This is a genomic window from Paenibacillus mesophilus (assembly GCF_005938385.1).
Classification (GTDB): domain Bacteria; phylum Bacillota; class Bacilli; order Paenibacillales; family NBRC-103111; genus Paenibacillus_AB; species Paenibacillus_AB mesophilus.
The window spans coordinates 1-24,277 of record NZ_VCRA01000048.1; the positions used below are offsets into that span (position 1 = coordinate 1).

At 47.8% G+C, this 24,277-nt stretch carries 20 protein-coding genes; 2 read left to right on the forward strand and 18 right to left on the reverse strand.

Going from position 1 to position 24,277, the window contains the following annotated elements; genetic code table 11:
- Positions 1-334: 334 nt before the first annotated feature.
- The 10 genes from FE783_RS35580 to pdxR form a co-directional block, all read right to left on the reverse strand.
- The gene (locus FE783_RS35580) at positions 335-1,645 is read right to left on the reverse strand and encodes an extracellular solute-binding protein (protein ID WP_158302215.1); all 1,311 of its coding nucleotides are present in this window, start codon (positions 1,643-1,645) and stop codon (positions 335-337) included.
- Between the two features lie 214 nt (positions 1,646-1,859).
- Positions 1,860-2,291: a hypothetical protein gene (locus FE783_RS35585; RefSeq protein ID WP_238403389.1), complete on the reverse strand. Its 432-nt coding sequence runs from the start codon at positions 2,289-2,291 to the stop codon at positions 1,860-1,862.
- A gap of 190 nt (positions 2,292-2,481) precedes the next feature.
- Entirely contained in the window at positions 2,482-4,575 is a 2,094-nt protein-coding gene (locus tag FE783_RS35595) for an SGNH/GDSL hydrolase family protein (RefSeq protein WP_138884162.1), read from the reverse strand.
- Positions 4,576-4,700: 125 nt separating this feature from the next.
- Positions 4,701-5,669, reverse strand: coding sequence for a M14 family metallopeptidase (locus tag FE783_RS35600; protein ID WP_138884163.1), 969 nt, complete (start codon positions 5,667-5,669; stop codon positions 4,701-4,703).
- A 59-nt stretch (positions 5,670-5,728) separates the two neighbouring features.
- A complete protein-coding gene (locus FE783_RS35605) occupies positions 5,729-7,411 on the reverse strand; it encodes a polysaccharide lyase 6 family protein (protein ID WP_138884164.1) in 1,683 nt (560 codons plus the stop codon).
- Between the two features lie 79 nt (positions 7,412-7,490).
- Entirely contained in the window at positions 7,491-8,828 is a 1,338-nt protein-coding gene (locus FE783_RS35610) for an ABC transporter substrate-binding protein (RefSeq protein WP_138884165.1), read from the reverse strand.
- A gap of 131 nt (positions 8,829-8,959) precedes the next feature.
- On the reverse strand, positions 8,960-9,946 hold the full coding sequence (locus FE783_RS35615) for a hydroxyacid dehydrogenase (RefSeq protein WP_138884166.1): 987 nt from the start codon (positions 9,944-9,946) through the stop codon (positions 8,960-8,962).
- A gap of 189 nt (positions 9,947-10,135) precedes the next feature.
- Complete coding sequence (locus FE783_RS35620; protein WP_138884167.1) at positions 10,136-11,875, reverse strand: polysaccharide lyase 6 family protein; 1,740 nt, start codon at positions 11,873-11,875, stop codon at positions 10,136-10,138.
- 132 nt (positions 11,876-12,007) lie between these two features.
- The gene (locus tag FE783_RS35625) at positions 12,008-12,961 is read right to left on the reverse strand and encodes a carbon-nitrogen hydrolase family protein (RefSeq protein WP_138884168.1); all 954 of its coding nucleotides are present in this window, start codon (positions 12,959-12,961) and stop codon (positions 12,008-12,010) included.
- A gap of 185 nt (positions 12,962-13,146) precedes the next feature.
- Positions 13,147-14,571 (reverse strand): MocR-like pyridoxine biosynthesis transcription factor PdxR, encoded by a 1,425-nt coding sequence (gene pdxR / locus FE783_RS35630; RefSeq protein WP_138884169.1) that lies wholly within the window; start codon positions 14,569-14,571, stop codon positions 13,147-13,149.
- Positions 14,572-14,778: 207 nt separating this feature from the next.
- On the opposite strand from pdxR, the gene FE783_RS35635 reads away from it, so the two are divergent.
- A complete protein-coding gene (locus tag FE783_RS35635; protein WP_138884170.1) occupies positions 14,779-15,708 on the forward strand; it encodes a DMT family transporter in 930 nt (309 codons plus the stop codon).
- A 173-nt stretch (positions 15,709-15,881) separates the two neighbouring features.
- Here FE783_RS35635 and FE783_RS35640 read toward each other — a convergent pair whose 3' ends face one another.
- The 6 genes from FE783_RS35640 to FE783_RS35665 all read right to left on the reverse strand — a co-directional run bounded on the left by FE783_RS35640 (position 15,882) and on the right by FE783_RS35665 (position 22,672).
- Positions 15,882-17,276: an extracellular solute-binding protein gene (locus FE783_RS35640; RefSeq protein ID WP_158302217.1), complete on the reverse strand. Its 1,395-nt coding sequence runs from the start codon at positions 17,274-17,276 to the stop codon at positions 15,882-15,884.
- 312 nt (positions 17,277-17,588) lie between these two features.
- The gene (locus FE783_RS35645) at positions 17,589-18,956 is read right to left on the reverse strand and encodes an extracellular solute-binding protein (protein ID WP_158302218.1); all 1,368 of its coding nucleotides are present in this window, start codon (positions 18,954-18,956) and stop codon (positions 17,589-17,591) included.
- Positions 18,957-19,208: 252 nt separating this feature from the next.
- On the reverse strand, positions 19,209-19,562 hold the full coding sequence (locus FE783_RS35650) for a DUF2691 family protein (RefSeq protein ID WP_138884173.1): 354 nt from the start codon (positions 19,560-19,562) through the stop codon (positions 19,209-19,211).
- 190 nt (positions 19,563-19,752) lie between these two features.
- Positions 19,753-21,084, reverse strand: coding sequence for a UDP-N-acetylmuramoyl-L-alanine--D-glutamate ligase (murD, locus tag FE783_RS35655; protein WP_138884174.1), 1,332 nt, complete (start codon positions 21,082-21,084; stop codon positions 19,753-19,755).
- Between the two features lie 239 nt (positions 21,085-21,323).
- Entirely contained in the window at positions 21,324-21,770 is a 447-nt protein-coding gene (locus FE783_RS35660) for a hypothetical protein (protein ID WP_138884175.1), read from the reverse strand.
- A 407-nt stretch (positions 21,771-22,177) separates the two neighbouring features.
- Positions 22,178-22,672, reverse strand: a complete 495-nt coding sequence (locus FE783_RS35665; RefSeq protein WP_138884176.1) for a DUF6022 family protein — start codon at positions 22,670-22,672, stop codon at positions 22,178-22,180.
- 158 nt (positions 22,673-22,830) lie between these two features.
- Between FE783_RS35665 and FE783_RS35670 the strand changes: the two genes are divergently transcribed.
- A complete protein-coding gene (locus FE783_RS35670; protein WP_238403391.1) occupies positions 22,831-23,619 on the forward strand; it encodes a MerR family DNA-binding transcriptional regulator in 789 nt (262 codons plus the stop codon).
- On the opposite strand, the gene FE783_RS35675 is transcribed toward FE783_RS35670, so the two are convergent.
- Positions 23,522-23,845, reverse strand: coding sequence for a VOC family protein (locus FE783_RS35675; RefSeq protein ID WP_338015939.1), 324 nt, complete (start codon positions 23,843-23,845; stop codon positions 23,522-23,524). The two genes, FE783_RS35670 and FE783_RS35675, sit on opposite strands and share 98 nt — an antisense overlap.
- The gene (gene arsC, locus FE783_RS35680; protein WP_202916318.1) at positions 23,842-24,264 is read right to left on the reverse strand and encodes an arsenate reductase (thioredoxin); all 423 of its coding nucleotides are present in this window, start codon (positions 24,262-24,264) and stop codon (positions 23,842-23,844) included. The genes FE783_RS35675 and arsC overlap by 4 nt, the downstream gene beginning before the upstream one ends.
- Positions 24,265-24,277: the final 13 nt, after the last annotated feature.

Below are 24,277 nucleotides of genomic sequence, written 5' to 3' on the forward strand. Positions count from 1 at the left end.
AGTTTGCCTCCAGCTTCCTTCAGATTCCACCTCGCGATGGACACCCTTGCTCTTGGCTAGTGGTTGGCCACTACATGCCCCCACAGCGGACTTTCACCGCCTAGTTAGTCGCCATGCGTGGCGCACATAAAAAAAGCCGCGATTAACGCGGCAATTAATGAGATAATGTTTTTGTCACCCTATTTTTTCCTGTTCTGCGACACAAACATTGCCTTTCATTAGGAAATAACCCACATAATAACCACTTGCTCCTGAATCTTCGTTTGCGTCGACAACCGACTTGATTTATTCCGTTCAGCAAGCCCTAATTAAACTATTTTCTAAATGAATCCGCTTAATTCTTCCGTGCTTTCAGCTCCTCAAGCGCTTTGTTCAGCTTTTCGTCAGCTTCACGCATCGCCGTGTTAATATCTTTTCCGTCGAATACGATTTCGTTCAGCGCGTCGTTCGCAAACTTATGTGCGGCGACGCCTCCGAACGTTTGGATACCTGCCATCTTCAGCTTCGTAAAAGCAACCATATTTTTGTCGGCCAGATCGGGGTAGTTTTTGCCGAATTCGTTATGAATCGATTGATCCGTCAACACGGACATCCATAATTTGCGCGACATATCGCGCTGTACGGCATCGGACAGCAAGACAGATATCACTTTAAAAGCAGCATCCCTTTGCTTCGCTCCGTTCGGAATGAAGATGAAATTCGGATCGACACGCGGGCCGAAGCCAGGGGCTTTCGGATTTTGCGGATAGGTGACAATATCCCAGTTCAGCCCTTGAATCGTCCGCATTGATCGGGCGCGGGTAGGTGAGCTGACGAAGATGGCCAAGTTTCCTTTCGTAAACAAGCCCGCATTGTCGCTTCCTTTAGGGGTTGGACCCGGTATGAGGTACAAGCTGGACCAAAGCTCGAACAGCTCTTTCCACCCCGGCGATTGCAGCATGCTCTTGTTCGTTTTCACATCGACCCATGGCAAGCTCAACTGGTAAGCGCCGCGGAAAATGTTGTCGGTATAAAGCCCGTAATAAGATACACCTCCTTCCTCTTTTCTAAATTTGACGGCCAGGTCGCGCACTTGCTCCCATGTCATATTATCTTTCGGGTACGCGGTGGCAGCTTTGTCGAATAAATCTTTGTTGTAAAACAGAGCGAACGGCTGGTTGTAAAACGGCAGCCCGATTAAATCGTTTCGTCCCGTCGTCTCTTTAATCGTATTTAAGATAACCGGATTAATGCGCGAAGTGTCGAAATTGTTCGACTTGATCAGATCCTCGATCGAGTTTTCCAGCCCCAGCTCGGAAAACTGCGATATATCGAGCGGGCCGGCCATATATAGATCGGGAATTTCTCTGGCCGCCACAAGATCGGTCAACGAATATCCTTTCTGGACGTAGTCGATTCGCTCCAGGGTAATGTGCGGATACACTTTGCTGACCGGCAATTTCATAAAAGTAATGAAATCTTCTTCTGTAATCAAGCTTCCGCCCATGGCGAACTTGACCGTCACCGGCTCCGGCGGTTTTTCGGATTGCGCGGGAGCGGGTGTAGCCGACTCGTTCCCCGCCTCCTTCGTACTGCCCGAACATCCGACGACTGCCGCCAATCCGAACAGTAGCGCGGAACCTGCAATCGCTTTGAACATGTTCATGTGTGAACACATCTCCTTGTGCGCTTATTTGGTTAGTTCCCCCTCTTGCTAACGAGCCTGAACGAAACGGCTTTTACGGAGTCTCCTTTCTACCGGTTGTGGAATTACAAACTGATACCAAGAAGATCCTGGTGATTGTGCTAATTATTTCGATAGTGACTGTTCAGATATTCCGTCCAACGACTCATTCATGCACCGTACGCTTTTTCGCGATCTACAATATTCCCATAGCTATAATCACAATTAAGCCGATAATGATATAGCTATAATCGTTTTTTGAAGTCTCAGGAGTTATCTCTGATATTTCGGTTTCATCTCTCGATATAGCATTAACATCCTTGATAGGCTGCTCTACGTAGGGCTTATCTTCAATGCCAAATTCACCCCATTGCGCTTTGGCCCATTCGGGACCAACCTCTGTCCTTTTTAACGGTGCAGATTTGATATTGTTTTTTAATGGACTACTTTCGGCATAGTGATACAAGCCATCTTCCCCAAGTTTCAATTGAGGATCCGCATTACGGATGCCGAGAAAGACAAATGTATTATTGGAAATTGAAATGTTTTTGCTCGGATAATAACCGCCTTTTCCTGGCGTATTGTCCGGTTGCCCGTCGTATACCTCAATCGCCGAATATCTTTCCAAACTCCGTCTTGCATCAGAATGACATCACCCGGCTCGGCATCCGCGATTGCCGCCTCGAGTTCCGCCGGCGTTTTTACAAGTCGTTCATCCGTTTGTGCCCGTGCGAAAGGGTGATCGGAGCCAAACAACGCTAGTGCAAGTAAACAGATCAGACACAGCACGGCCCGATGCGTCAAGTAACTCCATCCTTTCATCGCTTTTCGTCAATTGCTCGCTGATGGATCATAGCGTCCAAAGTTTTGATGATTTCTTGTGAGTAAATGTCAACGCCGGCCCTTCGGTTCAAATGAGTGTCATCGGCACTCCATTTGTCCGAGGCAATCTTGACGTCAATCGTTGCTCCTTGCGGAGGCACATGACTAGTAAATACGAGCTTGGGCGGGATAAACCGATACTCCATACGCGGGTTTCTTCCCCGACCATGACTATCCCAATCCGTGATGGTCAAATCCAGCCGATCGACCGTCGTTTTGAAAGCAAGCGCATATCCGCCCTCGATAAAACAATCATCTCCGTATCTTTCAACCCCATCGACCAGGACTGACCAATTCCGCAGCTGCGTCCCGTGTACCCGATTAATGTCCTTGCCATCTGCCGATAAAAGAAAATACTCATTTGCTCCCGTAGATTTCATAGCTCGGTCATTCCCGATATAAAGTTGAATATCCTGGGGCTGTGAATACTGCCAATCCATCAACGCCTGATAGGCATGAACTCGAAACACATTTTTCCGTTTTGCCAGTTCATCCAGCTTCTCTGGGTAACCCATCAATAAACGGGTATAAAAGTTGCTTAAACCTGTGTCGACCAACGCGATCTGTACATCCCGATTGGCCTTCAGGATCGTATCAATCATTAGTTCAAGCTGCCCGATATAGCCCTCGATCCGTTTGATTCGAACGGCCTGACCTGTAAATCCGCCAACTGTTTTGGTGACGGGTGTTGGGTGAAGAGGCTTTCCGAACGTCGCCGTCCGAGTTGCTGCATCCCAATGCTCGATAATTCGGGACAAAATATTACGATTATCCCCATCATAATTCCCGATTACAACTACATCGCCCTTCCGGACTCCGCCTAATTCTGTGCTTTCGCCGTTAATGGTGACACTATTCGCATTGCTATCCGCAACAACCAGCTCTGCTGTATCGACGTTATAATATCCATCTCCGTTATACGCACAATATTTCAAAAAAAGGGTCGGCATTCTACGCAGCTGCTGCTCGGTTACGATTATCCGGCGTGTAGCTACATATTCATTCCCAGTGTCCCAATCGTCATTGGTTCCCAGTTCTATGAACACGATATCCGGTCTTTTTTTCATAAGATGAAACGTATTGCGCAATCCCTGATCGGTGTTGAATTGTCGAGCGGTCCATCCGCCTATCCCTGCATTAGTCAATTGATGAAAGCGATTAGTTGCAAAATTAAAAATAAAATAGGGGTCCCCTCCCCTTTCTCCACTGCCGTTCGTATCAATCCCTTTAATCCGGAGCACAAATCTCCGTTTCGCATGGGTCGGAAATTTCCACGTTTTCACCGCGCGTTGGTCCGTCTCCCGGAAGTCCATCCCGTAGCTTAATGAAGTCTGATGCTTGACACCAGCATTATCAAAGCCTCCATCGCCAAACCTGCTCTCAAGCGGTGAACCGAAATCCGTCTCCATCTCTCCTACGGTCGTCTTGGCATAGGCTATATTCTCGCCGTAGCTTTGCGTTACTTCTATTTTCGATCCGTTGCGAGGCGGACTTTTGAACCATACGTGATGATGCACATTCGTGTTATTCGTCACTGCATCCAAAGCGTACTTGCGAATAATAAGATAATCTTGCCCCTCCGGAAATAAGCCTCCGTAACCAGCGGTATTATGTATCCCTTTAAGCTGCTCATTATCCACAGTGACATCATGACCGTATGTTTGACAGCGTCCGAGATCGAACGTGTCTGATCGGCCATCTCCTTTAAACTGCAGCTGCTCCGTTCCGCATGGGGAATAATTGGAATTAGAGAACGTATCATGCAGCACTCCATCGACATATAATTCGATCAACGAACCCGGCCGTGAACCGCGCTCAATTCCTTGGACGATACTCAGTTCATCTCCTTCAAGAGTGAAGCTTGCTTCGCTTCCTTCCTTTAGTAATCTTAACGCGGATCCCAAGTAAAACTTGCGGCTTTCTACTTTCTCCGCTATGCCCGACACTTCAAGCTCGTGAGGAAGGATCGTTGCTGCTAGCCGGGTGCGGATATACTGGTCCGCAGCGGCTACAAAGCTATCATCTAACATTCCGTCTCCCCACGTAATACTATCCCCTGCAAAAGCAAAATGGACGCTTTTAGCAGGTATATTCCTTCCCGTATCCAATGCAAGTTCACCACTCTTTCGCATTTCTATGAACCCGAACTATCCTCTTATGAATTGGTTAATCGCCGGAGCGTCTTTAATATCGATGATTCTATAGCATCCATCTGCCGTCTTGGCGGAGTGTCAGCAGCATTATTCTTGACTTCAATCGTGATCCGATTTATTCTCCTATCGATTTCCCCCCAATTTTTGCGGATATATTCGGCCTGCTGACCAACATAGGGTAATGGAAATGGAGGTGTGACTCTAAACCCTTCCTCTTGCCAAGCCTGGGATATTTGCCCGGCCCATGCCTCATTCTCATCCTTGATCTGTTTATCGATTCGTACATCGTCAAGAGGGAGCATAACTAAACACTGACTAGCAGATCTGGCAAACTCCGTTTGATGCAGATCAAGCCAGTATTGATATTGAAATTGCTTATCCATCTGATGGAATAATTTAAAAAAGGAAGAAAGCTGACTGCGATTGGGCTCCACGTACCTAAATTCGTCTATCGGTTCATAAACAATGCCAATAGGATCGGGCACTTTGATTTCACGCGTATCGAATATATCAAGCCGGTCCCACATTTTCCCCGGAGCATCGGGTTCTTCCCCCCGCATAATACACCAAAATTGCTCATTCGTTACTTCCGACCCATCCCAGTACAAGTATGGTGCATTCTCCCTGCCGTAGGGATTTCCTATAGGGTTAAAGGTTAGAATCATTTGTGAAAGAACTTTATGCCGATCAATGGTCGTTGGATTACCTAATAAATCTTTACCGGTAACCAGCTGCTCGATCACATCAACCATCCCTGCTGTCGTTGCCGGTTCGTGTGCATGAGGTTGTGCCACATAAAGGGCTGTTTGCTCCTCACGTCGAACGGAGAAGTCCGTTAATGTAATCGCATACACATTGTGCCCGGAAAATGATTTCTGAACATCTATTTTAATATTCGACCCTGCCTGCTCCTTCCATTGCTCCAGTTTCTTCTCCAACTGATCCTGTTTGGAAATAAAAACATGCTCCATTATTAAAACACCCCAATTCCGAATGGCCATACGATACTTTCATGCCGTGCTCCTTTCGTCTACTTCGCTTTCGTCGCGGAACGCCTTCTAACGATCAGCGAGACGCCGATTGCCGCAATTGCCGCAAAACCTGCGATGCCATACAAATAATCGCTGCGGAGTCCCCTGTCCTGCGAGTCATCCGACGCAAACTTGGAATCCTCCAGCAATGTTTCGTGTGTCGGCATTGCCGAAAGCAAGTTTTTCACTGGCTGATCCACATACGGCGTATCCTTGATGCCGAACGCGTCCCAGTTCGCCTGAATCCATACCGGACCGACCTCGATACGCTTTAACGGCGTTGTCGTCATATTGCGTTTGTATGGACTATCCTCCGTGTAATGGTACATGCCGTCTTCTCCGAGCACGAGCTGCGGCTGTTCTTTGGCGATTCCCGGCACGCTCTCGATTCCCAAAAAATTGCTGTTGAAAAACTGGTTTCCTTCGTAAGTTATCCCGTTCGGTTGATCCAACACGACCATAATCGGAATCATACTCCCATTCCCCAGCAACACGTTGTCCTTGATCGTCAAATTTTCCACCGGCACAGTAATTTCAGTTTTCGGATCATACAGCTCTCCGATCGTAAAATGTTTATCATTATCGACGAGGGTGTTATTGGCGATCACCACATTTTTGCTCGGATAATAGCCGCCTTTGCCGGGATAGTTGTTCGGCTCTCCTTCATAAATCACGATAGCCGGTCTCCCGCTCGAACGTATGCCTTGAATATAGTTGTTTCGCACAATATGATCTTGCCCGATCAGGACGATCCCGCCGGTATAGCGCTCTTCTTTCGCCGGCAGGATAAAATTCCCTTCGATGACATTGCCGTTGCCTTGTCTCACTTCGATGCTTCCCGAGGCGTTGACAAACGTATTGTTGCGGATCGTGTTTCCGCCCGACTTCATGTTGACAATCTTCCCGGTTCCCTGCATATTCTCGAAGATGTTATTCTCGACCGTCGTATAGGAAGAAGACAGCGCATGCGTTCCATCACCAATCCGGATCGCCGTGGCCCCTGCAACGCCGAGGCTCGGAATATCTTTGAAATAGTTGTGATCGATCCGATGATAGTTCGGATCATCGGTCGAACGCCATACGATCATAAGAACGCTCTCGCTTGTTTTGCCTTGAAACAAACAATGATCGACTCGATTATGGCTGCCGAACAGACCGACCCAAACGTCCGTAGAATCCGTGCGCGTGCGATTCTTGTTGAACCCCGAGACGACAACATTCGTTAACCGGCTATGATTGGCTGGCTGGCTGCCGACCCTGAATTCGATCAGATGCAAGCTTTTGGACGAGGCTCCGTCCTTGAAATGCAGACCGTCCACGACGAGATACTCGCCGGATAATTGCAGCGAGGACGCTCCCGAAATAATGACTTTGCCGGCATTCTGCGCCCTTAACGTGATTGGTTTTTGCTCCGTACCGTTCCCTTTGAAGACGATATTGATATTGTTCCAAACGCCGTCCTGCATCGTAATCACATCGCCGGGAACAGCCGCGGCAATCGCCGCTTCGAGCGTCTCTGCAGTCGCAACAAGCTTCTCGCCCGGCTTGGCCGCATGAGGATTTCCCTCAGCGGCCGCCGGGGCAGCGGCTTGTTGCGCCTGTGCCGCATGATTTCCGGCATCGTCCAGCGCGCAGAAGCATAAGGCGCAGCAGGCTGCAACAAGCAGCTTCCATGATTTCATGTCGCGTTCACTCCACTTCGAACCAGGCGGGGCCAACCTCGCTTTTGAACCATACAGCGCACAGACGCCTGCCCTTGATTTATTTTGCCGCCGCTTCCTTGAACTTCTTGTCAATCAGTTCCGTAGCTTCCCGCAATGCCGTGTTGATGTCCGTTTTATTTTGCGCCACATTAACCAGGACGTCCCTGAAGATATTGGCCTGATCGCTCTCATTGAACCGGATCAGGCTTGGATCGCGCTTGGCGGGAGCAGGTGCGTAAGGATGGGCGAAAAATGCTTTCCGGTTTTTCCCTTGCAGCTTTGGATCATCCAAACCGAAACTGTCAAATATTTTTTGATCCACGACGGACGGAATATAGCCTAATCGGGCATTCGCGATTTGCACTTCTTCAGACAACAAATACGAGATGACCTGGAAGGCGAGCTCCTTATCCGGCGCTTGCTGCGTAATGGCCCAGTAAGCCGCGCCGACGCCTCCGCTGTTAGGGGCGATTCCCTTCATTGCCGGGATGGCCATGATGTCCCAATTCATCTTATCGGGGAACGAACGGTAATCGCCGTGGTTGCTCAGATGCATCGCCACATTGAGTTTCTTGCTGAAGTCGTTATAATGGTCCGTTAAGTTTTCCCCGAATGGATTATTTGGCAATTCATAAAACCGCAGAAAATTGTTGAATACCGCTTTCCATTTCTCCGTATCGTAAATTTTGTTCGCATTCGGATCTATGAAGGGCAGCCCCAGCTGGTTGTATCGCAAAATGTTGGGAGTGAGGCCGGTAAATCCTTTGTACACGCCCCCTCCTTCCGTTCGCCCGATTTTTTTGGTCAATTCGTACACATCGTCCCAAGTCATGTTGTCCGTCGGATACGGGAGTCCGAACTTATCGAAGATGTCCTTGTTGTAGAACATGGCCAGGCTATTCGTACTGCCCGTAATAGGCAGGCCGAACAGTTCGCCTTTCGGCGCCTCGTTCACGATCCGGGTCATCAGGGAAGGCTCGAACTTGGACAGATCGTATTTGTGCTTCTCAATGATCGGGCGCATATCATAGCCCAAACCAATGTCGAGGTAGTCCTCGCGCAATGTATTGAAGCCTACCCGGATAATATCCGGAATTTGCTTGCGGGCCGCCAAATCTTGGATCGTATTTCCCTTACTCTCCTGTAAAAACTCAACCGTTAATTTCGGGAATTTTTTTCTTAACCGGTCCCCCCATAACAGATCGAACGTTTCCGTTTTCGTAGCATCAACGGAGTACATGAATATGGTCGCCGGTTCGTCAATGCCTTTCACCGAAGCTTTCTCCCCCGGCTTGGCCGGGTCGGCCACATTGTCCGTCTTCAGCCCGCTGCAAGCCGTTAACGTTCCGAGCGCAAGGCCCGCGCATAAGGTCCATGCGGATATACGTTTTATCATTTGGTAAAATCCTCCCCGTTGGTTACGATTTGTTTTACTGTAAGCGTTATCGTAAGCGCTGTCACATTTCTTCGGCGAATACCGCTCCAACTGAATGCGACCGCCCGAACGGGCGACTTCGAGTTCAGACTTCAGGCCATCACGTGTAAGTTGCTCAGATTGACTTCTCCGTGCATCGGAAGCCCTTTTTGGAATCGATCCAACTCGTCGATGACGTAAGCGGCGATCCGCCGCTTGCCGTTATTGACCGCGCCGGCAATATGCGGTGTCAGGATCACATTGGGCAAAGAACGAAACGGATGATCGGCCGCCGCCGGCTCCGGATAAGTCACATCCAGACACGCCCAAAGTCTCCCCTTGGTCAGTTCCGCTGTCAGAGCGGCTTCGTCGATGATGGTCCCCCGGGCGGTGTTGATGAGGATGGCCTCGTTCTTCATCAAGGACAATCTTTCTTCGTTCAGCATCCCCGCCGTTTCCGGAATGGCCGGCGCGTGAATCGAAACGACATCGGATTCCCGCAGAAGTTGTTCCAGACTCACCAGAACCGCCCCCATTTCCTTGATCCGCTCCTCGCTCTGGGCCGGATCAAAGACCAATATGCGAACATTAAACTGACGCAACAACCGTATATAGTGTCCCCCTGCTCGACCTGCTCCGATAACTCCAATCGTTATATCGTACAGCTCCGTCACATTTTCCTTGGACCACTCCCCTTTTCTCATGTTTTGTGCAAGCCGCCAAATATTTTTCAGTGATACGATAGTCAAACCGAGCGCCGTTTCGGCTACCCCTTGGCCTAACGCATCGCTGGCGTTGCTGACTCGTATTCCTCTCTCCCCTACCACCGGAACAACGATGCCTTTGATCGTCCCGGCAGCATGCAGAATCAGTTTCAAGTTGGGAGCGCGATCCAAAATCGCGGACGTAAGCGGCGGGCATCCCCAAGACGTGATTGCTACTTCCGCTCCTTCGATCAGTTCCGCCACATGCTCGGGCGACGGTTTTCCCGAAATCGGATTGATCACCAGCCTCCCCATGCTGTCAAGCCTCTCCAGATGCTTCTGAGCAAAAATACTATCCGTCATTTCTTTCCCTTGCAGCATCACCATTTTTTTCATCGATTTCTCCCCGCATTCTGATTTAATTATGATTTAGTTTACCTCTATTAAAAAATAATAAATAAACCTGACTTTGTCAACTGATTATTTCGAGGTTATATTCCAACGCCCGCATACAAATAATGCCCTTTCAACTTCCCACCGGGAAGTGAAAGGGCTGAAGACAAAGACCGAGACCGACAATGTTAGTTATGACTGCGTGCGTTTACGACGTTTAAGAACAGCCAAAGCTGATGCAGCTAGAGCCATAATGATTACAATCCCGAAACTCGTGTACAAGAAGCCGCGGTTTGACGATCCATAGTTTTCTGTCTGCTCGCCTGCCTCGGCAACGGCTCCACCTGATGAAAGACCGCTTCCTTCGGATTTGACCGTTTCGTTTACGGTTTCTTTAATCAAATTATTCACAGGCAAATCCATATACGGCTTGTCTTCAATTCCGAATTCTGCCCATCGTGATTTTACCCACTCGGGACCCACCTCTGTCCTTAAAAGCGGTGTTGTAATCTTGTTTTCTTTCAAGTTATTGTCTTTCGTGTAACCGTACATTCCATTTTCGCCAAGTTGCAGTTCGGGTTGCTGGAAGTCAATTCCTTGAATATCTTTGATGCCATGAAAGCTGCCGTTATAAAATTGATTGTTGGCATAAGTCACTCCATTAGGTTCATCTAATACCAGGACCATGGGAGTCATATTTCCGTTCCCGAGCACGGCATTTTCTCTGAAGGTTAGATTTTCCACGGGCACCGTCAATTCTGTCTTCGGATCATAGAGTTGACCGATAATCATATTTTTGTCATTATCGACGAGCGTATTGTTTTCAATCACTACATTCTTGCTGGGATAATAGCTGCCTTTTCCAGGATAATTATTCGCGTCGCCTTCTATTAGCGCGATGGCGGCTTTCCCGCTTGACCGCGTCCCTTGAATGTAGTTGTTTCGTACGATATGATCTTCCCCAATAAGCGTGATGCCGCCGGTATATTTATCTTCAAGCCCTGGCAGAATGACGTTCCCCTCAATCAGATTGCCATTCCCGTGTCGAACCATAATGCTCCCGGAAGCTCTGACAAATGTATTGTTGCGGATCGTATTGCCGCTTGATTTAATGTTGATGATCTTTCCAAATCCCTGCATATTTTCAAATAAATTGCCTTCTACTATCGTAGCAGAGGATGACATCCCCTGGGTTCCATCGCCGATTCGAATGGCGATGGTTCCATTGCCGCCGTCACTCGGAATATCTTTAAAATAGTTATGATCAATGCGATGATGGTTTGTTTCAGGGGTCGGACGCCAAACAATGATCACTCTGCCTACACTTGTTTTTCCATGGAAAAAGGAATGATCGACTCGATTGTGCGAACCGAATAGACCGACCCAAGTGTCTGAAGCATCCACGCGAGCACGATCCTTATTAAATTCCGATATCACGATATTGGTAAGGCGGCTATAATAGGCATGGTCTTGCCCATCCCTAAATTCAATTAAATGCAGAGAACGGGAAGATGATCCATCTTTAAAATGCAAGCCGTCTACGACCAGGTACTGACCCGAGATGCGAAGCGAGGATGAACCGGATATGATCACTTTCCCTTGTGTCTGGGCCCTTAAAGTAATCGGCTTCCCCTCAGTGCCGATCGCTTTAAAAATAATATCAATATCTTTCCAAATACCATCTTGCATCATAATCATATCACCGGGAACCGCCGTGGCGATTGCCTGCTCCAGTTCCTCCGGCGTTCGAACAAGGTGTTCTCCCGGCTCGCCTTGATTTTGATTCACCATCAGGGGGACCGTCCCTTCGAAAACACCGCGATCAGGCTCCGGCTGCTCTGCGACCGCTAACGAAGGCTGGACATGAAGCAGCATAAACAAACAGACAAAAAACACCGGGTTGATTATGCCGATGAGGTGCCGCTTTCTCATCCTGCATCGCCCTCCATTCTTAAATCGTCGTACAGGCTGACCTCTTGAATTCCAATAGTCCCGGAAAGCGTCTTCCTGGGACTACTGGAAACGACTCGTTATATTAAAGATTCTGCACAATAATTCGGAGCTTCAACATTCAATATGACCGGGAGCATGACGGTGAGCAAGCGACCGCGACATATAATCGTCCAAAAGCTCCAGTTCGAATTCGCGGATAATCTCCTCGATGGTGAAATCCTCCGATTCACTCGAAATGATGACCGCCCCAAGCCGACCGGGGTCATAAATATTCACTTTTGCTCCGTATTTCGCTTTGATCGCGTTAAATTTGGTTCGATTCAAGTCGAGATGAATGACGCGGCAATCCAAATTTACCGTACGCGTGACGAAGTGGAAATAATTCGTGCTTTCACCAATCACGTCCCCCACCGGAGAAAGAATGGAGCTGGGCGACTTCGTATAGACGGAACCGGCAAAAAAAGCTCGGCAAGAGTAGGCCCAGTAGTTTTGCATCAACCCTCCGTGGTAAGCGGAGCTGAACAATATAAGATCAGGCTTCGCCTGCGCGTATTTGATCCGTAATTCTTCGAAATTCAGATCAAAACAGATGGCGCATGCCACCCGGCCAAAATCGGTTTCAATAATGGGCGCTTCTTTGCCGTAAAGGATTCCATACTTGTCATGTTCGGCAATGACAAGATGATTTTTGTTGTATACGCCAACGACCGCGCCGGTACGGTCAATCAGTTGGATACAATTCCGGAAGGTGCCGTCCTCCATCTCCCGCACGGCCGCATAAGCGATATAGCAACGATGCTCCTTCGCCACGCCGGCAAAAAAATCGCGAACCTGATCTTTGCGGTGGCGATAATACTCTTGGCGGCGCTGTGCCGGGTACATGGTCACATCGGGGCGATCGCAGCATTCCGGCAAAACGATAATGTCCGGACGATCCGGCAATACTTGCTTTAGCTTTTCGCGCCAATACGAGATCACTTTTTCGACGGCTTCCTGCAAGTCGACTTCCGGGGCCACCGGACACAATGGGGCGCTTAAACAACTAATTTTCACATAATTCGCCATCTCGTTCCTCCTCGATTCATTCCATGTTCTTCTGGTTAATATCTGATTTTATTTAATGCGTTTTCATTATAGTACATAAACCTGTAATGTTCAATTGATTACAATGGCAAAATTTCAAAAAAAACCTCCAAATCCGCTGTGTAAGCGGACCGGAGGTTGCAATACTTGATCCAAACCGTTTTGAATTAGGGACTTTCACCGATGTCAGACCATGCTCTCTCTAACCGGAGCACTCCCTCTTGAATTTGATCCGCAGTAAGATTCGCGAACCCCAGTAAAACCATGTTACATAATTCCGGCCGGGTATTGTCCGCGTAATGCAGAGATAAAGATTGCACAAGTACCTTCTCTTGCTTTGCCCTGCGGATCAATTCCCGCTCCGAAATAGGGCGATCAAATCCTACTATTACATGCAAGCCTCCATCCAGTCCTTCAATTTGCAATTCATTCCCGAAAGACCTGCGTAATGAGGACACCAATACTTCTTTTTTGCGTTCATACAGGTTTCTCATTTTTTGAATATGACTGGCCCAGAAGCCTTCGCGCATAAACCGCTCCATCACTTGTTGTTCTATCCTCGATACCGTTTGGGAGTAAAATGAGAATCGAACCCGGTATATATCCAGAAGCTCAGTCGGCAACACCATGTAACTGAGTCGGAGCGACGGCATCAGTGCTTTTGAGAAAGTACCCATATAGATCACCTTTCCGTTCGTATCCAGACCTTGAAGCGAAGGGATCGGTTTGCTCGAATATCTGAATTCACTATCATAATCGTCCTCGATAATATATCTTTCGCTTTTTTCCGCAGCCCATTGAAGCAATTCATATCTTCTTGAGATGGGCATTACAATCCCCGTTGGAAACTGATGTGAAGGCGTTACATAAACAATGTCCACCTCTTGTTCCTGTAATGCGCGAATACTCAGCCCCTCCTGATCCAACGGGATCGGCTCTATTTGGGCTCCATTGTGTTGCAGCACCTTTCTTGCCTTGGAGTACCCCGGATCTTCCATTGCATACTTTCGATTCCATCCGATGATTTGGACCAACAACAAAAGCAGCGTTTGCGTTCCGGAGCCGACAATAAGATGGCCGGGTGAGCATTGAACTCCTCGCGATCGATACAAGTATTCCGAAATTTCATTCCTTAATCCGTAGTCTCCTTGAGGGTCCCCGAGCGTCACAAGACTCTCTGTCTCAAAGAGCACGTCTTTGTACAGCCTCCTCCATGAATCCAATGGAAAAGCGCTGCAATCCACGCTCGCATGATCAAACACAAAGTCGTATCCGTCGCGTTCATCGGCCCATTCCTTCATTGTCTGTTTCGACCTGAGCGGCCTCGGGACGAAACCGTCCTCTGCTACGGTTCCCACATAATGACCGCTCCTGGTCCTGGCATCCAGATAACCTTCTGCCACCAATTGCTGATAAGCGGTAGTGACCGTGTTCTGACTGATCTTTAAAGAGTTTGCCAGTTTCCTTTTGGACGGCATTTTCGCATGCGCCGGAATATCCCCGGATTCAATTTGCCTCCGAATGTATTTATACAGCTGCAAGTATAAGGGCTCGGGGCTGTCCGTAGTTAAAATCGGCAATAAATCAATCATATTCGCTCTCCCAATCTGATACCATACAAAATGGAAAATGTGGGGCTAAACGCGGCACCAATACTCGACTATAATATCATAGTACAAAGTAAGGTTTAATTGCGCAGTTATACAGTCAGCCTGGATATTGTCAGGAAACTGTGCAAACCATCGTTTAGGAGCTGACTTTGTACCAGAATATTCGAGTGAAAAGAAGGTGGCTTCGTGATGAAAAACAATCGGTATACCGGTATTTTCATGATTATATTGGGATCGATATGTTGGGGAATAGCAAGTACTATGATTCAATGGTTGCTGGATCACGACCATACCAGAGTCGAATGGCTGATCCCGCTTCGCCTTATCCCCGCAGGCCTGGTCATCTTGATTACTTTGCTTGCTTGCAAGAAAAATATTTGGATCATCTGGACAGAAAAATCGGCATACCTGCAAATCGCTCTTTACGGCATAGTAGGAATTCTCGGCCTGCAGTACTCTTTCATGAATACAATCGCAAACGGAAATGCCGTAAACGCAACGCTATTCCAATTTTTGGGGCCCCTATTAATTGCAGTCTATATAGCATTAAGAGTACAACGGTTGCCCGCATCAATAGAATGGATATCGATGTTCGCGGCATTTCTCGGAATATTCCTGGTCGTAACCGGAGGAAGTTTTCATATAACCGCGCTTTCTATCGAAGGGATTTTGTGGGGGCTGCTGACTTCCTTGACTTTCGCTTTTTATACCGTTTATCCAATCAACCTCTTGCAAAAATGGGGACCGGCTTTGACAAGCGGATGGGGGATGCTCATCGGCGGCATTTTCTTTGGCCTGTTTGGCAATTCGCTAAATGATAATGTGAGTACACTGGATGGCTTGGATTCGTTTTCCTTGCTCCTGATCGGGTTTATCATCCTATTCGGCACCGGATTGGCGTTTTTTCTTTACGTATCCAGCCTGCGTTATTTAAAGCCGGTGGAGACATCCATTCTGACAAGCGTCGAGCCTTTAACGACCATACTCCTTTCCGTCTTGTGGCTTGCACAACCGTTCGTATTGTTCCAGTCTGTCGGTGGGCTTCTAATAGTAGGATCGGCAGTTCTGTTAACCATAAGCCCCCGAAATAGGCGCGATCAAGCGAGTAGCCCGATCTAAAGAAACGCGGGGCCAACAATCCCGAAGCGGCAAGACATCCCTTCCCGCAGTGGAACGGATACGACGATCTTTCATCAAACCTATACAGCAAAGCATGGAGCAGCGTGGTACCTATACAGAACACAAACAAAGCCCGTTCGGCTTCCCGACGGAAAGCGAAAGGGCTGAAAAAATTACAAGCTGCCAACTGGTTTATGTTCCAATAGGGCTTCCAATCGCTTGCATATATCTTGTTCCGTCTCCAATCCCGACCAATATAACTTCGCTTCTCCTCGAAACCGATCCAGCTCCTGCTGACTCAGCTCCAAATAGTCGATCGGACGGTAGGTGGGGATAATATCCCGGTACATAAAAAATCTCGACGGTCTGTAGCTGCGCTCTACTCCTTTCCATTCTGCGGCCCGTTTTAGAGCCGGGATACTTAGCGTATGCTGCCGAATCATCAGCTGCGCTTCGTAGGAAGTCAAATAATCCACGAGACATTTGGCACTTTCCTTCAACTTCGAGCGTTCGTACACGGATAAGCCGATCACTTGCAGCAATGTGGCGGCTTCGTGCAAATAAGGCAAGGGAGCAAGCTCGAACGGGAACTGCAAGTTTTGCGCATAATGATTCAAGCGAAGGTAACTTGTCATAATCATAGATACTTTCCCTTTGAAAAACAATTCCTCCGCATCCTTTTCGTTCTCCGAAAGAAATAACGGATTTCGGTTCAGCAGTTCGACAAACTTTTTGCACGCCCTTAATCCATCCATCAGCGGAGTTCCCCGGATAGCCACTTTCCCGCGAGCGTCACGTTGGAATGTTTTCCCACTCTGCAGAAAAAAGACCGGCCATCGGTTTAGCGACAAAACGTGGCAATAGAAGCCCAATCTTTTGTTCTCGACGGCCAGGCGATCCGCATACTCGAACAACTGGTCCCAACGCCACCCGCTATCGGGCTCAAGCAAATCCTGTTCCTGAAAATGCTGCATATTGTAGCATAGGACGAGCGGCGAAAACAGAAACGGCTTCGCCTTCAACTGCGCGTCTTTCAGAAAGGCGGACTTTAAAAACGGGTACGTCTCGTCATCGAAGTCAAGCGGTTCCAAGTAATCGGTTCCGTTCATCTCGTTAAATTTTAGAAACCCATGATGATTAATGGAAAAGACATCGACTTCTCCAGCGTCCATTAAAGACATCATCTTCTTCGGGTCGTTGAAATCGATCGGTATAAGATTTACCCGTATATTCGGAAAGGTGCGATGAAACCCGTCAATGAGCCTCTCCAAAGCCGCTTCCAATATCATCGATTTGTAATAGGCAAATTGGATCACTTTAATCCCGTACTGTTCCGGTTGAACGACCCGATTACCGATCCTTGGAATTTTCTCGATCAGCCTTTCGGATACGAGAATATCCAGCCCTTCCCGAACCGTCACGTTACTCAATTCATACTCTTTGGCAATCGCCTTTTCAGAAGGAAGAAACTGTCCCTGCTTATAGGAGCCGAATACGATTTGCTGCCTGATCGTATTCACCATATGCTGCAATTTCAACTGTGCGGATTTTCGCGATGTTTCTTCCACGTCTTTGAACCTCTTCGTTTCAAGAATTTGATGATTCTTACAAGTTCCATTGGTCTTTAACATAGCAGGTACATCAGGGGAGTGTCAACGTTCGTACCAATCGAATAATAATACTTGTGCAACTGATTATCACATCACTCGACATAGAGTTCCTCTCCATTCGGTCAAATTTCAATCCTCACTAATTATTTAATTGGTTTCGTTTTTAACGTTTTTATTATATTTCATAAACCTAAAATATTCAATTGATTCCATAAACAAAGTTTTTGAATTAAAAAACCTCCAGAACCACTGTATCAGTGGAACTGAAGGTTACAATACCTCTTCCAATCGTTGGCAAACGCCTTCTTCCGTTTCAATTCCGGACCAATATAATTTGGCTTCCCGCACAAAGCGCAAAAGCTGGTCTTGGCTTAGATTCAAATCGTCGAACGAACGGTATGTAGGAGTAATTTCCCGGTACATATAAAATCGCGACGGCCTGTAGCCGATCTCTGCTCCGGTCCATTCGGCAGCTTCTTTCAAGGCGGGAATGCTCAACGTTCGCTGACGTATAATCAATTGAGCCCGATAAGAAGTCATGTAATCAACAAAGCATTTCGCACCCGGCTTGACCGCCGATCGGCTGTATATCGCCAGTCCCACGACTTGCAGCAGCGTTCTCGGTTCATGCAAATAAGGCAAGGGCGCCAGATCGAAAGCAAACTCCGGGTTCAATACCGAAAAATGATTCAAACGAATGTAGGTTGTCATAATCGTAGAAACTTTTCCACTGAAAAACAGTTTTTCCGCATCGCTGTCGTTTTCGGACAACAGCAGCGGATTCCGATTTTGCATCATGACAAGTTCCCGGCCCGCCCTTAAACCATCCATTAATGCCGTTCCAGATATTTGGAACGTTCCTCTCTCATTCCGTTGAAAGGTCGCCCCACTTTGAAGAAAGAATACCGGCCATCTATTCTGGGACAGGAAGTGGCAATAAAACCCAAGTCTTTCCCCTTTTTTGGTAAGCTTTTCCGCCGCTTCGAACAGTTGTTTCCAGCGCCAACTCCCATCCGGTTCGGGGAGTCCGCTTTCTCGAAAATGATTTTTGTTATAGCATAAAATAAGCGGGGAGAACATCATCGGCTTCACTTTTAATTGCCCGTTCAACATGAACGCTTCGGTTAAGAATGGATACATATCGGGATCGGGTTCGCTTGCCTCAAAATAATCGGTCCCGCCCAATTCCTTAAACCCCCGGAATCCGGAATGATTGATGGACAAAACATCAACCGCACCCTGATCCATTAATTGGGTCGTCGTGCGAAAGTAGTTGTTCGGGCCAATCGGTACGGGGCGTATCCTGATGTGGGGATACAGTTGCTGGAAGTCCGCGATCAACCGCTCCATGACCGCCTCCGTAACGAGCGAATTGTAATAGGCAAATTGGACTACCGAGCTTGCCGTCCGCGCTGGCTTCACGATTTTGTTGCCGACTCGGGGGATTTTTTCAATAAGCTGTTCGGATACGAGTATGTCCAGACCTTGACGAACCGCTTTATTGTTGATTCCGTATTGTTGCGAAAGCGTCCTCTCGGAAGGAAGGAATTCGCCGTATGTAAGTTTTCCAGATAAGATGTCTTCCCTGATCCGGCTCGTCATTTCCTCTTGTGCGGTTTCCAGTTGCTTTTTGGTCAAACGTTCCTTCATCCATCGCTCACTTTCCGCGCCGCATAATGCGGTGCATTGATGTTTCCGCGCAGTCCGGAGTATTGGCAATTCCGTGCACTGTGGTCGACGTACACACCCCTTGATTGTACCAAATTACGCTATATAGACAAAAGTTTTATTTGACGAGGGGTGCCCATTCGTCGTCTGACTATGCTCTCTCTAAACGGAACGCCGAATGTTTTCGTCATCTCGTGCTATAGTTCAACAAAGCGTATATGCTTACCACACAGATAGCCTTGTTCTAAAATCATTTTCGTCGGTAATATACTCAACTTTCTCAAAGCCTTTTCTGATGGCATTCAGGTATAAATCATCAATCATTTTGTTGTCCTTACAATAAACTGTAAGATATGAGGAATCGATGACTATCAGAACCAACTGGCATTGGCTTTTTAGGAATTCTTCATAGGTGAGTACATCTTCAATGCTTTCATCCTTTGGATATGCAGTGTCCTGATATGCTTCTTCTCCACCAATATACCAATCGAAGTGACTTATGTTGAAAGGCTCCAGTACCTCTCCAAGATGGCTGCCCCATTCGTTCGGTATCTCTAACTGGATCCCTCTTTTCATTTATACTCTCCCTCCGGTTGTCTACTGCCCGTTACTTCAATAGGCCACCGATTGCCGGCAGCCTGTTGAACCACGTATTGAGCTCTCGTCACCGTTAGCGGAATGAATTAAACTCAATCAGTTCGTCTTGATAAAATCATTAAAATGCAAAATCAGGGCAAAAGGTTTTCCCGGTAACGTCCTTATCTGCTCAATCCTTTCCCACCGACCTGTGCAGCGACCCGACCAACTCTACAAAGTGACGCCCGCGCTCTTCAAAGTTTCTGTATTGGTCATATGCGGTGCAAGCTGGACTCAGCAGCACAGTGTCGCCAGGTGCTGCCAGCATGTGCGCCTGCGCCACTGCCTCGGCCAGGCCTTCGCAGCGGACAATGGGCGGGCAACTCGGAACTCCGCGCGCCGCAGCCTCGATTTGGCTGGCCGATTCGCCGATCAAAAGCAACACCTTGACATGATCAGGCAGCAACCGGGCCATCTCGTCAAACGGTACCTTCTTATCTCGACCACCGGCGATCAGCAGCACCCGTCCCGCGTGCGCATGCAGCGTGGCAACGGTACGGGCTGGGCTGGAGCCGATGGAGTTGTTGTAATAATGTACACCGTCGACAGATGCCACCCACTGGTTGCGATGCTCCACGCCGCCGAAGGTGCGTACCGTCTCCAGAATTGCCTCGTCCGGCACGTTCCCCCGCACAGCGGTTACGGCGGCCATGACGTTTTCCACGTTATACCACCCTGGCAGACGAATGTCACGGATAGGCACCAGCCCGTCGATTACGTCATCTCGGATCATATGCCTGCCGAAATACTTGGTCCTCCCACGCCCGCGCAATGCTGAGGTCGCCGGATTGTCGCCGTTGAGGACAGCAAGTTCGCCAGCCCTCTGAAAATCCAGCAGGCGGCGCTTGGCGGCGATATATTCATCCATGTCGAGGTGCCAGTCGAGGTGATTGGGCGAGAGGTTGGTGATCACCGCCACATGGGGAGACTGCGTCATGTCCATCAGTTGAAAGCTGGACAGCTCGACCGCGCATACGTCAAGCGGCGACATCTCGCCTACGCGTGTCAGCAGTGGCGTGCCAATGTTACCGCCCAGATGCACCGTACGCCCTCCGTTGGCCAGCATGTCGGCAATTAGCGACGTGGTAGTTGTCTTACCATCCGAACCGGTCACGCCAAAAATGGGACATGGACACAACGAGAAGAACTCCTCCATCTCACTGGTCACACGGCTGCCAACTGCGCGGGCCGAGTCCAGCGCCGGATGATCCGGGCGCATGCTAGGAGTACGGAACACGAGGTCGCCACCAACGCGATCCAAGTAATTCTCCCCTAGGTGCAATTCGACGCCCAGATCGTCCCAATCCTCTCTTGGTAGGGTCGGATTGCGGTCGCGCACGGTGACGCGTGCCCCGGCCGAGCACAGCAATCGGATCAGCGGTGCGTTGCTGACGCCGGCGCCGATGATCGTCACGTCCCGACCGGCCAGCGATTGGATATAGGTATCAAAAGCAGGATTCATAAGCACCTCCACATAGGAAACATTAGGGATAAGACTATTCTGCCCTAACTTACCTTCTTGGTTAATTCGGTTTGCCAGTGTCGTACCATATAACTCAGCAATAACCTTTTGAAGTGGATACAATTAATTCAAATATACCACATATTGGGACTTTCCTGCCCGTTAGCGCAGCAAAGCCGCCGAATCGATCCGCCGGCAGCTTAATTATGGTGTATCATTCCGCTTTCGTATCCTTTAGTTCAATCACTTGTGTTAGTGATTTTATATAATCGTTTGAATATTACCACCTTTTTCATAATGTAACCTAACAATCCAAATGTGCTCGGTAATAAAAATAAGATCAAATATTCGACCAAAATCTTTTGATTGTAAAAGTAGTGTATAAGAAAATAATATCCTCCCATTGGCTTTACATATAAAAATTGTAATACAGCTGCAAGGGCGGATATCGGATAGAATTTAAACAAAAGCCCTAAAAGAATACCTACTATCGGGTATAAAGCAATAAACAAAACATACGCATTACTTTTACGTTGTATTGTTCCGTTTAATAACCATGTAACAAGAAAAAGTGTTGAAATAACAAAACCTGATGTTGAATTTTGCTCCAAGCTCAATATATTAATTAAAATATTTATTACGATTACAGCAACAACTGTAATAAAGCTATGTTTTAAAATTATCATGATTCTACCCCCTTTACTAAAGACTGACTACAATCCAAACATGACTTGCCAAAAGGGAATTTGCTCTCGACATCTCCCTCGTTATTTACGATTCCATGGCTTGGAAAGTTGCGGTAATCTGCCCGTTCAACGCCGGCGCGGCGAACGTTGCGAGATTATAAAACCGGCCACTGACCCCACTGCTAAAATTTATAAGCTCAATGGACCAGCCTCAAGGAAGATATTATGGGTTATGATGAGGCTTTCGGTCATGTGGAAAGTACTTGGGTAGAATATGAAATCTTCCTGGCCTCGCTCGGTGCGGATCTCCTCGCGCTCTATAATTTGTTCCCAGAAGAGGACCGCTTATTATGGCTAGCCTTATGCAAGCAGTCGGAAGATTTGTCGGACGCTGGAAATACATTCACTCAGCCGGATTCCTTAATTCGCCTGATTCCTTGCACTATCCGCTCCTTGAGACTCTCCCGCAGAGAGTAGATGACCGGTGCCGAAGGTATGTCGAATTTCAGATGGGAGTGGGGAATTTCCGTGAGTATGGCGCCGATCGGGTTGCCTTGCTTGTCATGGATTACGTTCCAAAATATTCTCGATCTGTTGTCTTCCGCACCCCATTTTTCAAGGGAGTTTCGGAAAATCAAGCGCTTGGCGATAACGAAATCATTCTCTTCGAGCTTCTCCATAGCGCTGAAACCGGCATCTTCCAGCTGTTCGAATATGAACGGCATAAGCTGATCCAAATAAAGACCATAGGCCGCATCTTCGATTTCAACAAAAGCAGCCGTCAATTGTTCATACATGGATTCGTACATGGACCTCCACTCGGACTCGATATAACTGTTGGCCACCTCACTTATTTCTTCGATCACCATGTCTTGCCGGAAAATCGGGAATCCTTTCTTCACAAGCAAACGCCTCCTTTTCTTCATTTCAATTCCATTGTACAACTTGCAAGCCAATTCGAAGGTTAAGCAAAAAAGAGAAGGAATATCAACTATTTTTATAGAAAACCTTATATGCATGTTTAATCTTGATCTATTGTAATGAGGAGAGAGATGACGAGTTGACGATACGCCCAAAAAAAATGGCGGCGAAATTCATGATTAGCGCCAGTACTATAAGGAATTACGAAGCTAACGGCCTAATCCCTCCAGCTGAACGATCATCAAATGGCTACCGTATTTATACGGACCAGCACGCAGCCTATCTGTCGTGTATCCAAGCCATGGCCCCGGCATTCGGAATGGTAGTGACGGCCGAGGTGCTTCGTTGCCTCCGTCAGGACAAACCGCAAGATGCAATGTGGATCGTCAGGGAAAAAGAAGTCGCTTTGTACGAGGAAAAAGAGAAATTAGAGAGGTTAATCCAGGATATTCGAATATACGCTAACGAAAATACATCTCCGTATGCCGAGGAGCCGTTCACCATCAACGAAGCATCCGATCTGACGCAGGTTCCCAAATCGGCAATCCGCTACTGGGAGCAAGCAGGATATGTAACGGCGGATCGGGATCCTGACAACCGATATCGTCGATACAGTGGATCTCATTTGCTAAAAATCAGGTTGATTCAAGTGCTGCAAAGCTCCGTGTATTCAGAAGATACCGTGAATTTTAAGCAATCCATCGCCGCGGCCGAACATACGGATCTGCAGGGGGTCCTGAATGTGGCTGAGAATGTCAGGACTTATCTAGATAAGACCATCGAATCCCAGATGTGTGGGGTAACCTATTTATACCAATTAATTCAGTTTACTAAAGCCTCGATCTTCGACGGATCAAGCAGCAGGTGGTGTTCATTTCATCGATCAGAAGGAGCCCTGTTTGCCGAAGTTGCTCGCCCATTGCCATAACCTCTTCGGTGTTATTTACTTGAAAGCCCAGATGATTTAGTACGCCGTTCTTTTCAAATGGGCGGACATTTAAAGAGAAATGCAGTGCCGGGTTATCCAGTTCAAACTTGGCATAATTCTCTTTGACCTTCGTCGGCTCAGCGTCGAAAAAGGCATTGTAGAAGTCGAGGGATTTCTGAAGGTCGCTGCAGTTCACCGCTACGTGCATTCGCTTAATCATTGTCATCTACCTTCTTTCACAAAGCGCTCAATTCGATTTTTTATGGAATCACGAACTTCACGAAATTGTGACATGATTTCTTCTTCCGTTCCGGTCGCTTTTGCCGGGTCGTCAAAACCCCAGTGCCATCTTTCCGCTTTGTCGTTATGAACCACCGGGCAATGATCGTTAGCATGACCGCAAAGTGTGATAATGTAATCCGCTTCTTTCAGGATCTCGGGATCAATCACGTCCGAAGTATGCCCCGAAATATCGATACCGGCTTCATTCATGATTTGAACGGCGCGAGGATTCAAACCATGCGCTTCGAGTCCGGCGCTTTGTACTTTATATTGATCGCTGCCGAGCGCCTTCAAAAAACCGTCCGCCATTTGGCTTCTGCAGGAATTGCCTGTACAAAGAAAATATACGAGTTTTTTCTCCAATTCATCCATCCCC

Coding starts and splice junctions, on each gene's coding strand:
- FE783_RS35580 (WP_158302215.1), bottom strand. CDS start 1,645: ATGAACATGTTCAAAGCGATTGCAGGTTCCGCGCTACTGTTCGGATTG.
- FE783_RS35595 (WP_138884162.1), bottom strand. CDS start 4,575: ATGTTAGATGATAGCTTTGTAGCCGCTGCGGACCAGTATATCCGCACC.
- FE783_RS35600 (WP_138884163.1), bottom strand. CDS start 5,669: ATGGAGCATGTTTTTATTTCCAAACAGGATCAGTTGGAGAAGAAACTG.
- FE783_RS35605 (WP_138884164.1), bottom strand. CDS start 7,411: ATGAAATCATGGAAGCTGCTTGTTGCAGCCTGCTGCGCCTTATGCTTC.
- FE783_RS35610 (WP_138884165.1), bottom strand. CDS start 8,828: ATGATAAAACGTATATCCGCATGGACCTTATGCGCGGGCCTTGCGCTC.
- FE783_RS35615 (WP_138884166.1), bottom strand. CDS start 9,946: ATGAAAAAAATGGTGATGCTGCAAGGGAAAGAAATGACGGATAGTATT.
- FE783_RS35620 (WP_138884167.1), bottom strand. CDS start 11,875: ATGAGAAAGCGGCACCTCATCGGCATAATCAACCCGGTGTTTTTTGTC.
- FE783_RS35625 (WP_138884168.1), bottom strand. CDS start 12,961: ATGGCGAATTATGTGAAAATTAGTTGTTTAAGCGCCCCATTGTGTCCG.
- pdxR (WP_138884169.1), bottom strand. CDS start 14,571: ATGATTGATTTATTGCCGATTTTAACTACGGACAGCCCCGAGCCCTTA.
- FE783_RS35635 (WP_138884170.1), top strand. CDS start 14,779: ATGAAAAACAATCGGTATACCGGTATTTTCATGATTATATTGGGATCG.
- FE783_RS35650 (WP_138884173.1), bottom strand. CDS start 19,562: ATGAAAAGAGGGATCCAGTTAGAGATACCGAACGAATGGGGCAGCCAT.
- murD (WP_138884174.1), bottom strand. CDS start 21,084: ATGAATCCTGCTTTTGATACCTATATCCAATCGCTGGCCGGTCGGGAC.
- FE783_RS35660 (WP_138884175.1), bottom strand. CDS start 21,770: ATGATAATTTTAAAACATAGCTTTATTACAGTTGTTGCTGTAATCGTA.
- FE783_RS35675 (WP_338015939.1), bottom strand. CDS start 23,845: ATGACAATGATTAAGCGAATGCACGTAGCGGTGAACTGCAGCGACCTT.